Here is a 15,536-nt window from a genome sequence, read left to right on the forward strand (position 1 = left end):
GAACCCCTTCACTGCGCGCTCTTCTATTGAGGGCGCTGGTGCTAAGAAGACCAGCCACTGAGGAGCGTGATGCCCGTACTCGCCATCGGCAACATCGAGAAGGTCCGCGCACTCGCGGCCAATGCGCGCCTGCTGCTGGTGGGCGGTGCTCGCGCATCCACCGCCAGCCGCCTCACCGCGTTCGAGCCGGGCACCAACAAGGTGCTGTGGAGCACGGAGCTGCCCTCCGCGGTGAACGCGCTCGCCCTGTCCGGTGGACAGTGGGCCGCGGCCGGCGCGGATGGCACGGTGCGCATCGGCACGCTGTCCGACGGGCAGGTGCAGTTCCAGCTCAATGACGTGCACCCTGGCGGCGTCACGGCGCTCGCCTCCAGCGCGGATGGCACGCTCCTCTTCAGCGCGGGCGCGGACGGCGTCGTGCGCGCCTGGGACTGGGAGTCCACGCGCAAGATGCACGAGTGGAAGGCGTCCACCCAGCCCCTGCGCGCGGTGGCCGTGGACCCCTCCGGCACCTACGCGGCGGGCGCGGGTGACGACGGCGTGGTGCGCGTCTTCACCGTGGCCACTGGCGCGCAGCGCGACATGGCCGGCCACGAAGGCGCCGTGCGCGCGCTGGCCTTCACGCCGCGCGACGGCCGGCTGGTGTCCGCCGGTGACGACGGCAAGCTGCGCATCTGGTACCTCGTGGGCGCGGTGGAGTTCGAGGTCCGCGGCGAGAAGGACACCGGCCATGCCGGCCCGGTGCTCGCCCTGCTCTTCCCGCCCACGCCCACCGCCAAGCCGGGTGAGGAAGAGCCCGGCGACCGCGTGTGGTCCTCGGGCAGCGACGGACAGGTCAAGGTCTGGCGCCTGGACGTTCGCCGCAAGCCGCGCTCGCTCGACGCGGGGGGCAAGCCCGTGCAGGCGCTCGCCTTCGTGCCGCCGGCCAATCCGCGGCTGGCGAAGACGTCCCTGGGCTCCGTCTTCACGGGCGGGGATGACCGCCGCACGCACCGCTTCGGCCTCGCGGTGGATGGCTCGCCCGCGGGCGACCACGACACGTCCCAGCACGGCATCGACCTGCTGACGGAATCACTCAAGGCCGGCCGTCCCCGCCGCGAAGCCGCGGTGCGCGAGGCCGCCGCGCTGGAGGAGACGGAGGCGCTAGACTTCCTCTTCCAGGTGCTGTCCTCGGAAAAGGACGCGGAGGTCCGGCGGCTCGCCGTGCGCGAGTTGGCGGACAAGGGCCGCACCGCCGCGCGCCCCAAGCTGCGCGAGCGGCTGGACGACTCGCATCCGATGGTGCGCAAGGCCGCGCTGGACGCGCTCGTCGCGCTGGAGCCTGAGTCCCCGCTGTCCGCGCCGCGCGCGGCGCTGGGCTCGCAGCACCCGGAAGTGCGCGTGCTGGGCCTGGAGCTGCTGGCGAAGCTGGGAGGCACGTCCCCGCTGGTGCCGGGCCTCATCGCCGGCCAGCTCGCGGACAACCAGGGCGCGGTCGGACTGGCCGCGCTGGACGCGCTCACCCAGGTGGTGCCGGGCGACGGCGCCGAGCCGCTGCGCACCGCCTTCGAGCGCGGCCCCTCCCAGCTCAAGGTGGAGGTGCTCATCCGCGCCGTGGCGGGCGGGCTGCTCGGCCACGCGCAGTTGCAGGCCCTGGTGGCCCGCGCGCTGGATGACGCGGACCCCGGCGTTCGCCGCACGGCCTTCACCGTGCGCGTCATGGAGCGCCGGGCGCTGTCCCACGCGCTGGAGTCACGCGACGAGGACTTCGGCCGGGGCACCAAGGAAGTCTCCCGCTGGCTGGTCCAGCGCGCGCGCCGTGCGCAGGGCGTCGCGGGAAATCCGCCCATCACCGACGCGGAGCTCCAGGCCGCACGCGATGCGATGCCCGCGCAGGGCACCACGGGCGCGGCCATCACCGAGAGCGACCTGGAGCCGCTGCTGGCCGCCATGGCCTGCCGCACGCCGGACACGGCCGTGCGCGGCGCTCGCGGCCTGGCACAGCTGGGCGACGCACGGGCGCTGGGCGCGCTGCTCCAGCTCTCCCGCGAGCCGGACGCCGCCATCCGCCGGGTGGCTGCCTCCTCCCTCCAGGCACTCCAGGACGCGCGCGCTCGCGAGCGACTGGTGTGGATGCTGGACGACGAGAACGCGGACGTGCGCGCCGCCGCGCTGGACGCGGTGGTGGCGCTGGACGCGGACGCGCCGCTGGCGTCGGCGGAGGCCGCGTTGCGCTCGGGCCACGAGGACGTGCGCGTGCGCGGCCTGGACCGGCTGGTGAAGCTGGGCGCGGCGACGCCGGGCGCGGAGCCGCTGCTGGGTGACGCGCTGGAGGACGAGTCCGGCAAGGTGCGCGGCGAGGCCTTCCGCACGCTGTGGGCCTGGAACGAGAAGGCGCCGGAGAAGGCGCTGGACCGCGCGCTGGCGGGCCGCTTCCCCGACCTGCGCCACCGAGCGGTGGAGGTGCTGGCACAGCGCGCCGCCGAGGGCTGGGCGCTGGAGCGGCTGAAGAAGGCCGTGGAGGACCGCGACACCAGCGTGGCCACCGCCGCGTATGACGCGTGGGTGAAGCACGTGGGCAAGGAGCACGCGGAGGCCCACCTGGCGGCGCTCGCCACCACGCACGCGCCGCTGCGGGAGCACGCCGCGAAGGGCGCCATCCACGCCCCCATCGAGCCCCTGCGCTCGCCGCTGCTCAAGCGCGTCCAGGACGAGGAAGTCCCCGTCGCCGTGGCCGCGCTGGAGGCGCTGGACAAGCTGGTGCCCAACGAGAACGGGCCCCTGCTGGCCGGGCTCTCCGCGGCACCGCTGCCGGTGCGCGTGCGCGCGGTGGAGCTGCTGGCTCCGCGTGGCGCCGAAGACATCATCGAGCCGATGCGCGCGTTCATCACCGACAAGGACCTGGAGCGGCTCTACCCTCCAGCCTTCCTGGTGCCGCTGCGCATCCGCGCCGCGCGGGCCCTGGCGTCACTGGGCTCGCGGCGCCTGCTGACCTTCTTCGCCACCGTGCTGCTGCCGCACGAACTGGGCGACCTCCAGGAGCAGGGCGGCCGCGGGCTCGCCACCGCCGCTCGCCGGGGCGACGAAGGCTTCCTGCTGGACGCGCTGGGCCACGCCAACGTGGCGGTGCGCTCCTGGGCCGCGGACGGCCTGTCCCGCCTGGGTGACGTGCGTGCCCTGCCGGTGCTCACCGGCAACCTGCGCCACGACCACCTCCCCATCCGGCTGGGCGCCATCCTCTCCTTCGCGGCCCTGGGCCTCGAGGGTGACGGCGGCCTGCTGCACGGCCTGGAGGACCGCGCCCGCGAGGTGCAGGAGATGGTGTTCGCCATCGTCCTCGCCCGTGATTTGCGCGCCAGCCGCCGGGGCGAGCCGCCCGACCTGCTCACCAGCGCCCTCTCCAGTGGCAGGCCGGAGGTCCGCTACGCCGCCGCCCGCGCGCTGGAGCTGCGCACGGAGCCGGACGCGGCGCGTGCCCAGTTGGTGGAAGCCCTGCTGCCACCTCGGCCGGAGAAGGTGGCCGACATGAAGGACTGGCCGGCCGAAGAGGAGCGCGTGAAGTACGTCGTCGGGCTCGCGGAGGCCCTGTCCAGCCTCCAGCCCGAGCAGCGCTACGCGGCGGCCCAGGTGCTGCTGCTGCGCGACAAGCCGCTGGAGTACTTCCGCCACGCCAAGAAGGTGGCGCGGCCGAGCACGCTGGATGCGCCCTGGAAGCCGGAGACGGCACCCACCAGTTCGCCTGTGCAGGCCACACCCGCGAAGAACTGGCTGCGGCGCATCTTCTCCGCCGTGAAGACGGATGCCCCCGCCGCCTCGCCCGAGGCCTCCGCCCAGGCCGAGCGGCAGCACCTGCGCCGGCTGGCCTTCGGTGCCTACGTCGGCCTGCTGCGGCAGGTGTCCACGGGCGACGATGAGAGCCACCGCGTGCGTCGCGACGCGGTGGACCGCGTGGTGAAGCTCACGCTGGAGGGCTTCGCCGGCACGCCCGCCGCTGTGGCCGCCTTGCTGCGCGCCCTGGAAGACCCTCACCAACTGGTGCGCAAGGCCGCGCTGGCCGGGCTGAAGGAGCTCTTCCCCGCCGGGAGCGATGAGCCGCTGGCGCTGGCCCTGGCCTCGCTGGCGCCGGACGTGGCGCGCGCGGCGCTGGATGAGCTGGCCACGCGGGGTGACGCCGCGAAGCCGCGCATCACCGCCGCGCTGAACTCGCCGCTGACGGACGTGCGCCGCTACGCCTTCGAGCTGCTGGAGAAGCTCAGCCCACCCGGCAGCCTGGAGCCGCTGCTGGCCGCGCTGGGCAGCGAGCACGCCGACCTGCGCGTGGGCGTCATCGAGCGGCTGGCGGGCGCCAACGACTCGCGCGTCACCGAGGCGCTGGGACGCGCCATGGCCAGCGAGCACGAGGACCTGCGTCTGCGCGCCTCGGAGCTGCTTGCGTGGCGTGGCGATGACCGCGCGGTGGAGGTGCTCGCCACGTTCCTGCGCGCAGAGAACGCGAGCGCCGCGAAGCGCGCCACGGAGGCCCTGGCCCGGCTGGCCACGCCCGCCTCGGTGGCCGCGCTGGCCGCCCGGCTGCCCGCGGCCCTGGACTACCATGAGCGCAAGCGGCTGGTGACGGCCCTGGGCAACACGCGCCGGCCCGAGGCGCTGGAGGTGCTGGCCCGCCAGTGCCAGACGGATGCAGAGGGCGTCATCCGCAGCGAGTGTGTCACCGCGGCCATGACGGTGGCCGGCACCGACGTGAAGAAGCGCGACGTGAAGCTGGCCGTGTCGTTCCTGCGGCAGGCCGTGAAGAGCTTCGACGTCGCCGTGCGGCTGGAGGCCCTGCGGCACCTGGAGCACGGCGCGGAGGCCGGCCAGTCGGAGCTGCTGGTCAGCCTCTTCACGGACCGCTTCCCCGCCGTGAGCGGCGCGGCCGTGGAGGCCTACGCGAAGCGCGTCATCGAGCACGGCGCCCCGGCGGAGCCGCTGGAGGCGGTGCTGCGCGGCGGCTCGCGCGACCTGATGCTGCCGGCCGCGGAAGGCGTGGCCTTCAAGGGCGGCGCCAGCGCGCTGCGGCCCCTGATGCTGTACGCCCGCGCGGGCGAGGACGGCCAGCGCGAGCGGGCCCTGCTGGCCCTGGGCACGCTGGGTGACGCGCGCGCCCTGACCGAGCTGGAGACGGTGGCCGCGGGCGGCACGGCGGAAGCGCCCGTGGAGCCGAGCATGGTGTCGGCCGCCATCGAGGGCCTGGGCCGGCTCGCCGCGAAGCTGCCGGACGGAGAGGAGCGCCGCCGCGTCGAGGAGAAGGTGGAGGCCGCCGCGGTGGAGGGCGCCACGCTGGTGCTGCAGCAGGCCGGCGTGAAGGGCCTGCGCGCCATCGGCGGAGAGCGCGCCCGCGTGAAAATCGAGGCGCTGCTCGGCGACACGAGCACGGCACTGCCGGTGCAACTGACCGCCGCCCAGGAGCTGGGGAAGCTCAAGGACACCGCGGCGGAGACGGCCCTGGCCGCCGCGCTGGACGCGCCCCAGCAGGAGCTGCGCAAGGAGGCGCGCAAGGCGCTCGACGTGCTGTTCCCCACCGAGCGCACGCGGGTGGAGTTCCACGCGGTGGCCAGCCGCTACCCGGACATCTCCGCGCCCGCCGCGGCCTACCTCGCCAACGAAGGCGACCCGGCGCTGCTGGTGCCCCGGCTGGCCACGCTGGACAACGTGACGCTGCGGCTGCGCCTGCGGCGCGGGCTCGCACGCCGGGGCGCCCTGCCCCTGCCGGAAGTGGTGGCGCTGCTGGGCCACGACAAGCCGGAGGCCCGCGAGGAGGCCGCGCTGCTGGTGGGCACCTGGACGGGTGAGGCCCGCGAGCCCGGCACGGTGGACCTGGCCGCGCTGTCCCGCGCGCTGGTGACGGCCGAGCGCCGCACGGCCACGGACTGGACCTCCGCCGCGCCGTCCAGGCGCGCCGTGCTGGAAGGCGCCTGGGAGCGTCTGCTGTGGGCGGGCTCCCGCCTGGGCGCCGCGGGCATTGTCGACTCGGCCCGCACCATCCTGCAGGGCGGAGAGACGGCGGCCCCGGGCACCGCGCGCCAGGAGGCAGCGCGCGCCCTGGGCCGGCTGGGCACGCCCGGGGGCACGCTGACGCTCACCGGACAGGCCCCGGCGGCCGTGCTGACGAACGAGAAGGAGCGCGCCGCCGCGGCGGACACGCTGCGCAAGTCGCTGGTGGACCCGGACGCGCGGGTGCGGGCGGCGGCGGCGGATGCGCTGGCGAAGCTCGCCCCCGAGCGCGCCACCGCCTGGGCACTGGAAGTGAAGCCCTTCGACGCGGTGGCCTTCGGTCCCATGGGTGCCCGGACGTCACGGGAGCTGCTGGCCACCTCCGAGGGTCGCCGGCTGTCGGTGCCGACGCTGCTGGGTGCCCACGCGCTGGAGCCCCTGAAGTCCCTGGCCACCGACGCGAAGCCGGAGACGCGGCAGGACGCGTGGGCCGCGCTGGGCCGCCTGGGCGGAGACGACGCGGCGAAGCTGCTGCACGAGGCCGCCTTCGACAAGTCGCAAACCGTGGAGCTGCGCAAGGCCGCCTGGCGCGCTCACAAACGTGCACGCCGGGCCGCTGAGCGCACCCGGAACCGGAAGGAAGGGAACCCGTCGTGACGACCGCCACCCGACACCCCGTCGAGCTGCGCTACGCCACCGCGAGCGACGTCGAGTCCGGCACGGACAGCTCCCGCGTCCGCCTGGCCCTGGAGGGCTCGCGCGGCACCGTGGGCGTGAGCGGCCGCGTCACCGACGCAGCCCTCTTCCGCGACGCGCTGGCCTCCACCTTCGGCATCCTCGCCAGCGACTTGCGCTACCGGGGCAAGGACCGCACCGCGTACCTCGCCTACCTGATGAAGCAGGGCAAGCGGGCCAGCGCGCTCATCTGGGAGGCGCAGAAGGCGTTCCTGGACAACGCGCTGGACGGCGAGAAGAAGCAGGACGCGGTGCTGGACCCCGTGCTCACGGTGGACCCCGACAGCGTGTCCCTGGAGGTCTTCTCCCGTGACGAGAGCGCCTACGCCCGGCTGTCCTTCGACAACCGCCTCTTCGAGGGCCGCGAGGCCGCGCACGGCTCCACCTTCCTGGACGTTCCGCCGGAGCTGCCCGCCCGAGTGGACCGGCTGCGCACCTACGTGCCCGTCTCCCTGGAGGCGCACGTCGCGCTGGCCACGCCGGCCTCGCAGCCGGCACGCACCCCGCGGAACGTGGAGGTGCCCCACGCCTGGCTGCGCGGCTTCCTCCAGGTGCAGTCCGCCGCCACGCTGCCCGCGAGCACCTGCGAGCTGGCGCCCATCGACCTCTACAACCTCCTCTTCGCCCTGCGCGCTCGCAAGGCGAAGAAGGCCCCCCGCGCGCTGCGCTTCGAGCTGGTGCCCGGCGCCCCGCCCCGGCTGGTGCTGGAGCCGTGGGAGCTGGTGCTGGAGTGCCACGGCGGCACGTACAACGGCACCACGCCCGCGGTGGTGCGCACCTTCGGCCGTCAGCGCCTGGCCGCGCTCGCGCGCCTGCTGCCCCACGCGAAGTCGGTGCGGGTGCAGCTGATGGGCCCCGGCCTGCCGGTGTTCTGGGTCATCGACATGGGCGCGGCCACGCTCACGCTGGGCCTCACGGGATGGACGGAGAGCGGCTGGTCCTCCGCCGCGGCCTTCGACGTGCTGATGCCCCGCGCGGTGCCGGACGGATTGGCGGAGCAGCTTCGCAACCGGCTGCGGACCGAAGGCCCCCTGCCCTTCGACACGCTCGCCGCCAGTGCCGGCGCGCCCAAGGAGTCCGTACGCGCGGCGCTCCAGTTGGAGTGCCTGCGCGGACGCATCCTCTTCGACGTGGCGCGCGGCCAGTACCGTCCGCGCGAGCTGATGCCCACGCCGGTGGATGCAGCTGTCATCCGCTACGGCAACGAGCTGGAAGCGCGGGCGCACCGCCTGCTGGGCGGAGACGGCGCTCCGGGCGCGGGCGAGGTGAAGCTGACCAAGGTGCACGACGTGGTGGGCGAAGGCATCCGCATCCACGGCGAGGTGGTGGACCGCGAGGCCCTGCGCAGCTTCTTCCCCAGCTTCACGTTGGATTTGGAAGGCCGCGTGAAGGATGCCAGCTGCGGGTGCCCGCACCACCGGCGCTCCGGCCTGAGGGAAGGCCCCTGCGAGCACCTGCTGGCGCTGCGGTTGGCCTACGCGCGCCGCCGCGCGGAGGAAGAGGCGCTGCGGCAGACGCCCGAGGGCCGCAAGCTCATCCGCGCGGAGACGCGTTCCTACGTGCGGCGCGACGCGGAGAGCGGCCTGGAGACGGTGTACCGGGTTTCCCTGGATGGTCAGGTGGTGGCGGTGGAGTGGGGCCCGCGCACGGGCACGCCGCGTCACCAGCGGCTCTGGTTCGACTCGGATGCGGAAGCGCGCGGAGCGTACTTCGCGCGCCTGGAGAAGTTGGCGGCTGACGGCTACATCGACGCGGCCTCGGCATTGGTGTAAACCCTTCAACCACGGCCCGGCCGCCACGAGCGGCCGGCAGGACAGGTGCGACGAAGAGACGACGACGTGCGCTTCACGCGCGAGCAGCCGAGAGAGGTCCGGAGTGCATCAGCCTGAGCGCCTCGAGCGCGGGAGCGGCGTTGCGCCGCTCCGGTTGAAATGCAGGACACTCTCCGCAAGGTAGCCTGTTCTTGGCTCTCTCCCTCCTAGGCACTACTGCCAGGGTGGGTAGCGGAGCCAACGACGCGACCGCCGTTTACCCACCCCGGCAGTAGTGCCTAGGAGGGGAGAGCCGGTGAGGCTACCGTGCCCCAGGTGAGATGGTGGTGCTTTCCCGGCCTCCCTCGACTGCTCGCGCCATGTCCCGTCTTCCATCGCCGCGCCCGCCCAAGGTGCAGACATGACCGCCAGGCTGGACCCGTTCGTCCCCGCAGCTTCGCCGCAGGCCGTGCCCACGCCCGAGCTCACCGCTCCGTCGCCAGACGCGGCCGCGCGGCGTGAAGCCCGCCGGCTCGCGCACGAAGCGCTGCTCGTCCGCGCGAAGGCCATCGACGAAGCGGGCGGCGCTGACGAATGGGTGCAGGCGCAGCTCGTCTCCAAGGGCCTCGCGGTGGAGGACCTGGACTTCTCCAGCGCCTCCGAGAAGGACAAGAAGGCCTGGAAGGAGAAGAAGAAGGCCGAGGCCACCGAGCGCCGCGCGCTGAAGCGTCAGGCGCATGAGGCGTGGAAGGCCACGCACGTGGGACACCTGGGCGCGGGCGTGCACTGGGCGGAGGACCGCCCGGCCGACGCGTTCGACGTGCCCCACCGCGAGGAGCGCGCCCGGGCCAACGGCCTGACGGAGCTGGACTCGGCGGAGGCGCTGGCCAAGGCGCTGGGGCTGAGCGTGTCCAAGCTGCGCTGGTTCGCGTTCCACCGCGAGGTGGACACGGCCACGCACTACGTGAGCTGGACGATTCCGAAGCGGGACGGCGGCAAGCGCACGATTACGTCGCCCAAGCCGGAGCTGAAGGAAGCGCAGCGCTGGGTGCTGTCCAACGTCGTGGAGCGGCTGCCGGTGCACGGCGCGGCGCACGGCTTCGTGGCGGGACGCTCCATCCTCACCAACGCGCTGGCCCACCAGGGCGCGGACGTGGTGGTGAAGGTGGACCTCAAGGACTTCTTCCCCTCCGTCACCTGGCGCCGGGTGAAGGGCCTGTTGCGCAAGGGCGGCCTGCCGGAGGGCACGGCCACGCTGCTGTCGCTGCTGTCCACGGAAGCGCCACGGGAAGCGGTGCAGTTCCGGGGCAAGCTGCTGCACGTGGCCAAGGGCCCGCGCGCGCTGCCCCAGGGCGCGCCCACGTCGCCGGGCATCACCAACGCGCTGTGCCTGAAGCTGGACAAGCGACTGTCCGCGCTCGCGAAGCGGTTGGGCTTCACGTACACGCGCTACGCGGACGACCTGACCTTCTCATGGACGAAGGCGAAGCAGCCCAAGGCGCGGCGGACGCAGCGCCCCCCGGTGGCGGTGCTGCTGTCTCGCGTGCAGGAAGTGGTGGAGGCGGAGGGCTTCCGCGTGCACCCGGACAAGACGCGCGTGGCGCGCAAGGGCACGCGGCAGCGGGTGACGGGGCTGGTCGTGAATGCGGCGGGCAAGGACGCGCCGGCGGCCCGAGTCCCGCGCGACGTGGTGCGCCAGCTGCGCGCCGCCATCCACAACCGGAAGAAGGGCAAGCCGGGCCGCGAGGGCGAGTCGCTGGAGCAGCTCAAGGGCATGGCCGCCTTCATCCACATGACGGACCCGGCCAAGGGCCGCGCCTTCCTGGCGCAGCTCACGGAGTTGGAGTCCACGACGAGCGCGGCTCCGCAGGCGGAGTGACGCTCAGCGCGCGTCCGTCTCCTCAATGCCGCGCGCCAGCAACGCGGCATTGAGGAAGTCCGTCAGCCGCCGGGGATACGCCTCCGGCTCGGTGGCGATGAAGTTCCCGTGCCCTGCGCCCTGGATGCGCCATGTCTGGGCGTACTCGCGCACTTTTGCGAAGAGCTCGTCGGCGAGCGGTTGCCCGGACTCCTCCGTCCCCATGACGATGAGCAGCGGTCGGGGGCGGATGCGCTCCACCGCGTCGATGGTGCGCACCTCTTCCAGGGCAATGCCGCGCCGCCAGAAGGGCACCAGCGCCCCGGACTGCGACACGAAGCCAAAGCGGCGGAAGTCATACGCGGCGGCCAGCCACAGGGTGTTGAACGGGGACAGCAGCACCACGGCGCGCACCGCCGGGTCCTCCTCCGCCACCTCCGCCACGGCCGCAGAGCCAATCGAGAAGCCGAGCGCCCCTACCCTCTCCGGGTCCACGTCCGGCTGGGCGCGCACGAAGTCCAGCGCGGCCCGCACGTCGCGGCGCTCCAGGTCTCCCCAGGTGGAGAACTCGCCCTGGCTCTCACCGTGAGCGCGCAGGTCGAAGAGCAGCACGCCATAGCCCGCGGCTCGCAGGATTCGCGCTTCGGGCAGCAGGTCCGCGCGCGTCTGGGACAGGCCGTGCGCCAGCACCACGGCGGCGCGGTTCCGGGACGGCACGTACCAGCCCCGCAGCGACAGCCCGTCCGACGTCTGAAGCGAAACGTCCTTTGCCTCGGCGAAGTCAGCGGGGCGCTCGGCCTTGGAACGTGGGTAGTGGAAGTAGGCCTCGGAATGACGCAGCGCCCTACCGAACACCGCCAGCGCGGCCAGCAGCCCCAGCGCGAGCGCTCCACCCAACAGCCACCGCCACTTCATTGGACCTCGTTGAAGGAAGCTGGGGTGTTTGAACCCCAGGAGTGCAGACGGGACCCACGTTGCTCCGCCACGTACCGAGCAGCTTACACTCCACATAGACAACTCACAGTGCCATCAAAGACGGCACTGTCGCGCCAGGAAACCTGTGGGCACATCCAGGACGATGTTCGACGTGGTGGTGGTGGGTGGTGGCGCTTGCGGCGGCTGGACAGCCAAGCAGCTGACGGAAGCAGGCTTGCGCGTCCTGGTGCTCGAAGCGGGCCGAGGCATGGGCGCGGACCGGATGCTGTGGATGCTCCATCGCATGCGCCAATCCTTCGGCTACCTGGCGGAGACGGACGACCAGCGCAAGGTGCGCCAGCCGGTGCAGAGCACCACCTTCGCGTGGCCCTTCCACCCGCACGCCTTCGTCGACGACGTGGACAATCCCTACACCACGCCGGAGGACCAGCCCTTCACGTGGATTCGTGCGCGGCAGGTGGGCGGGCGCACGTCGGTGAAGGCGCACGGGCGCCAGTTCTACCGGCTGTCTGACTTCAACTTCAAAGCAGGCACGCAGGATGGGCAGGGGCCGGACTGGCCGCTGACGCTGGCGGACCTGGCGCCGCACTACGAGACGGTGGAGCGGTGGATGGGCATCCACGGCAACGCGGATGGCCTGGACATGCTGCCGGACTCCGTCTTCGCGGGTGCCATCACCATGACGCCCGCGGAGCAGCGCCTGAAGGAACAGGTGGAGCGCCGCTGGCCGGAACGCCGCGTCATCGTCCGCCGCACGGCGGGAGCGCCCGTGACGATGCCCGCCGCGTTGAAGACGGGCCGGCTCGCGCTGCGCACGAACGCGGTGGTGGACCAGGTGCTGTACGACGCGGCGACGGGGCGCGCCACGGGAGTGCACTATCTCGACGCGAGGTCGGGCAAGTCCTACGAGGCCCACGCGCGGGTGGTGGTGCTGGCGGCGGGCGCGATTGAATCCACGCGGCTGCTGCTGCACTCGCGCTGCAGCGCGTTCCCGGACGGATTGGCGAACGCGTCGGGGCAGCTGGGCCGCAACCTGATGGACCACACGTACATGCTGGGCATCGAGGCGAAGATGAACCTGCCTCCCGAAGCCCAACGGCAGGAGCATAGCTGGGCGTACATCCCCCAGTTCCGCAACGTGGCCACGAAGGAGCAGGACTTCGCGCGCGGCTACGGCGTGCAGGTCTTCACCTTCGGCGACAACTGCCACTTCGTGCCCTTCGGGGAGATGGTGCCGCGCGCGGAGAATCGCGTGACGCTCAGCCCGACGGTGAAGGACCGCTGGGGCATCCCCGCCGCGCACATCGAATGCCGGCACTCCGCCAATGAGCTGAAGATGGCCGAGGACGCGCTGGCGGCCTGCAAGGAGATGATGGAGGCGGCCGGCTTCACCGTGGAGAAGGCCAACGCCACGTTGTCCACGCCGGGCATGGCCATCCACGAGGTGGGCACGGCGCGCATGGGCACGGACCCGAAGACGTCGGTGCTCAATCCCTACAATCAGAGCTGGGACGTGCCCAACCTCTTCATCAACGACGGTGCCTGCTTCCCGTCCCAGGGACCGCAGAACCCCACGCTGACGATGATGGCCATCGCCGTGCGTGCCAGCGCCCACATCGTGGAGGAGTTCAAGGCCGGGCGGCTGTGACGTGGTGGCGAGCGTTGTGGCTCCGGCGCTGCATGCCGTAGCGTGCTCGCGATGATTCAAGTCGACGAGCTCGGTGAAGAGACGACGTTCGCGGAGGTCGCAAGGCGATTTGCTGGGGCGAGCTGGCTCGCCTCGTTCCTCGAGACCGAGCAACTCAACGACCCGGAGACCAACGGCATCGTCGTGCCTCGCATCGTCAACGCAGGTCTGCGCCTCGACGACACGCTCGAAAGTGGGCCCGGCCCCTGGGCTGTCATCGTCGACGGCGACCTCGAGACGCGCGGCGACCTGGTGTGCACGACCGACGATTACCTGACGAGCACGCTGATTGTGACCGGCGACGTGCGCGCGAGGAACGTGCGCTTCGCCGCGAGCGCGCGCGTCGGAATCGAGGGCGACCTGGTCGTCGGCGATGGGCTCGGCATCGTGAGCGGAACGTGGGGCGACGGCGGCGCGGTGCTGTGGGCGCGCTCGTGCGAAGCCGCGCTCGTGTTGCTCGACGGCAACACGAGCATCGACGCGGACCGGTGCCGGCGGACGCTGGTGTGTGGGTCGACCGGTTGGCGCGAGTTCGCCCCAGACATCCACGACCACGCGACGTTCGAGGAGATGTTCGAACCCGCCGCTTTCGATGAACGCGGCAACCTCGATTTTGGCCGGGCGATGGCGCTCGCGAATGAAGGGCGCTCAGCGCTGCGGCCCGAGGTCGAGAATCGGCTGCGCGGAAGCAAGGGACTCGCAACACGCGAGGCGCTCGCGTGGCTGGCGAGCGACCCTCCCTGCCGCGAGCTCATGTCGCTCGGCGATGACGCATCGATGGCGGTGCTCGCCGAGCGGTTGGCTCAGCGCGGCCATACGGTCTCCATCGAGAGCCTCACGCGCTCGGTGCGCGCCATGCGGGGTGCGCGTCTCGATTCGCAATCCATTGGGTGATGAACGGCGGTAGCGGAACCAGGCTGCGAGCTTGCCGTGAAGCGTAGCGGCTCGCAGCCACCGTGCACCGCCTGAGCCAGTGTGCCGGTGGCACGGAGCATCCCCGCTACGGCCTCAAGCCTCTCAGGACCGAGCCCTCCGCCGCGCCAGTACCGCGCCCGCGAGGCCCACCACCGCTGACACCAGCGCCCATGGGCTCAGCCAGTCACCCCACGCCAGCGCGAGCGTCGTCAGCGCGGCCGTCTCCGGCACGCGCATGGTGAGGCCGGCGCGCTGGTTGTCGTCCACCTCGGCCACCACCGCGCCCGTGCTGTCGATGAGCGCGGTCACACCCGAGTTCGTCACCCGGACCTGTGGCCGCCGCGTCTCGATGCTGCGGAAGGCCGCGTGCATCAGGTGCAACCGGGGCGCGGGCGTGCCGGTGAACCACGAGTCATTGGACAGCGTGAGCAGCAGCTCCGCGCCCTGCCGCACGCCCTGCGCGACATACTCGGGGAAAATCGTCTCGTAGCAGATGAGCGGCGCCACCTGGAGCTGGCGTCCGTCGCGCAGCGTGAAGCTCACCGCCCGCGGCCCGGGCCCTCGCTTCCATCGTCCCGTCCACGGCAGCCACTCGCGAAGCGTGGGGGTATCGATGGCGTCCGGCACCCACTCCGTCAGCGGGAAGAGCATCGTCTTGCGATACGCGGCGCGCTCGAGCCCACCGTCACCTCGCGCCGAGGGCCCCAGGAACATGGCCGCGTTGAACTCGCGCTCGCCCTCCAGGTCATACGTGCCGAACACGAGCGGCACCCCGCGCTCGGAGACGTAGCCGGCGATCTCCGCGTCCAGCGCCGCGCCCGTCTCGCTGCGCGGCGCTCCAAAAGGAGTGGGGTACACCGTCTCCGGCCACACCAACAGGTCCACCGGTCCGTCGCGCAGCAGCACGTCCGACATCGCGTAATGCGTGTCGAGCACCATCCGCACGACTTCGTAGGCGCCCATCTCCGCCTTCAGCTTCTCGTAGCGGGTGATGTTCGCCTGCACCGCGCCCACCACCAGCCCGCCCTCAGCCCGGGTCGCCTCGCGCACCTGCGCGTGCCGGAAGGCGCCGTACCCCGACAGCACGAACACCAACGTCGCCAGCCCCGCCACGGGCTTCCAGGCGGCCCGCGCCCCATGGCCCCTCCAGGCACGAAACGCCGCGAGCACACACTCATTGCCCAGGAGCAACACCAGCGTGAGTCCCGGCGCGCCCGCCACGTCCGCGCCCTGCCGCAGCCACTCGGATGCATAGAGCCCATGCCCCAACGTGTCCGCGAAGAGCTTGGGCGTGACGCCCTCCACGCCCACGTACGCGAGCGTCCCCACCAGGGGCGGCAACCAGCCCTGCCCCTCCCGAGCCAGACGCCGCGCCGCGTACCGGGCCAGCGCGACGGCGGGGAACTGGAGCTGGAGCAGCGGCGCCACCAGCAGGAACAGCGCCCAACCGACCGCCGTGGGCGCCCGCGAGTACGCCTGGAGCGCGCCGGGGAACCAATGAAAGACGGCGGCGGTGAACGTCACGCTGAGCAGGACGCCCAGGCCCAGCGCCTCACGCGCCGAGCGGGCCCGGTCCAACGCCGCGAGCCAGGGCACCATCGCCACCCAGCCGAGCGCCAGCCAGCGCGCCTCCAGCCGCCCGAACAGCGCGAACAGCAGGGTCGTCCCCAGGACACCGAGCAGCGCCGTCCCCAGGTGCCACCCC

Annotated in this window: 7 protein-coding genes; 5 read left to right on the forward strand and 2 right to left on the reverse strand. The window is 72.5% G+C overall.

What is annotated here, in order from left to right:
• The first annotated feature begins 69 nt into the window (after positions 1-69).
• The 3 genes from F8M74_RS21860 to F8M74_RS21870 all read left to right on the forward strand — a co-directional run bounded on the left by F8M74_RS21860 (position 70) and on the right by F8M74_RS21870 (position 10,314).
• A complete protein-coding gene (locus F8M74_RS21860) occupies positions 70-6,606 on the forward strand; it encodes a HEAT repeat domain-containing protein (protein WP_171410323.1) in 6,537 nt (2,178 codons plus the stop codon).
• Positions 6,603-8,456, forward strand: coding sequence for an SWIM zinc finger family protein (locus F8M74_RS21865; protein ID WP_141253286.1), 1,854 nt, complete (start codon positions 6,603-6,605; stop codon positions 8,454-8,456). The genes F8M74_RS21860 and F8M74_RS21865 overlap by 4 nt, the downstream gene beginning before the upstream one ends.
• A 400-nt stretch (positions 8,457-8,856) precedes the next feature.
• Positions 8,857-10,314, forward strand: a complete 1,458-nt coding sequence (locus tag F8M74_RS21870; protein WP_141253285.1) for a reverse transcriptase family protein — start codon at positions 8,857-8,859, stop codon at positions 10,312-10,314.
• Positions 10,315-10,317: 3 nt separating this feature from the next.
• On the opposite strand, the gene F8M74_RS21875 is transcribed toward F8M74_RS21870, so the two are convergent.
• Positions 10,318-11,208: an alpha/beta hydrolase gene (locus F8M74_RS21875; protein ID WP_141253284.1), complete on the reverse strand. Its 891-nt coding sequence runs from the start codon at positions 11,206-11,208 to the stop codon at positions 10,318-10,320.
• Between the two features lie 145 nt (positions 11,209-11,353).
• Between F8M74_RS21875 and F8M74_RS21880 the strand changes: the two genes are divergently transcribed.
• Together F8M74_RS21880 and F8M74_RS21885 are read left to right on the forward strand one after the other, a co-directional pair.
• Positions 11,354-12,877: a GMC oxidoreductase gene (locus F8M74_RS21880; RefSeq protein WP_141253283.1), complete on the forward strand. Its 1,524-nt coding sequence runs from the start codon at positions 11,354-11,356 to the stop codon at positions 12,875-12,877.
• A 51-nt stretch (positions 12,878-12,928) separates the two neighbouring features.
• Positions 12,929-13,810 (forward strand): hypothetical protein, encoded by an 882-nt coding sequence (locus F8M74_RS21885; RefSeq protein ID WP_216620247.1) that lies wholly within the window; start codon positions 12,929-12,931, stop codon positions 13,808-13,810.
• 123 nt (positions 13,811-13,933) lie between these two features.
• On the opposite strand, the gene lnt is transcribed toward F8M74_RS21885, so the two are convergent.
• The coding region (gene lnt, locus F8M74_RS21890) for an apolipoprotein N-acyltransferase (protein WP_240462303.1) at positions 13,934-15,536 on the reverse strand (1,603 nt) is incomplete at its 5' end.

The sequence above is a fragment of the Myxococcus sp. CA023 genome (assembly GCF_010998615.1).
Lineage (GTDB): Bacteria > Myxococcota > Myxococcia > Myxococcales > Myxococcaceae > Myxococcus.

Excerpts from the sequence above, each read along its gene's own strand:
- F8M74_RS21860 (WP_171410323.1), top strand. The coding sequence starts at position 70 with ATGCCCGTACTCGCCATCGGCAACATCGAGAAGGTCCGCGCACTCGCG.
- F8M74_RS21870 (WP_141253285.1), top strand. The coding sequence starts at position 8,857 with ATGACCGCCAGGCTGGACCCGTTCGTCCCCGCAGCTTCGCCGCAGGCC.
- F8M74_RS21875 (WP_141253284.1), bottom strand. The coding sequence starts at position 11,208 with ATGAAGTGGCGGTGGCTGTTGGGTGGAGCGCTCGCGCTGGGGCTGCTG.
- F8M74_RS21885 (WP_216620247.1), top strand. The coding sequence starts at position 12,929 with ATGATTCAAGTCGACGAGCTCGGTGAAGAGACGACGTTCGCGGAGGTC.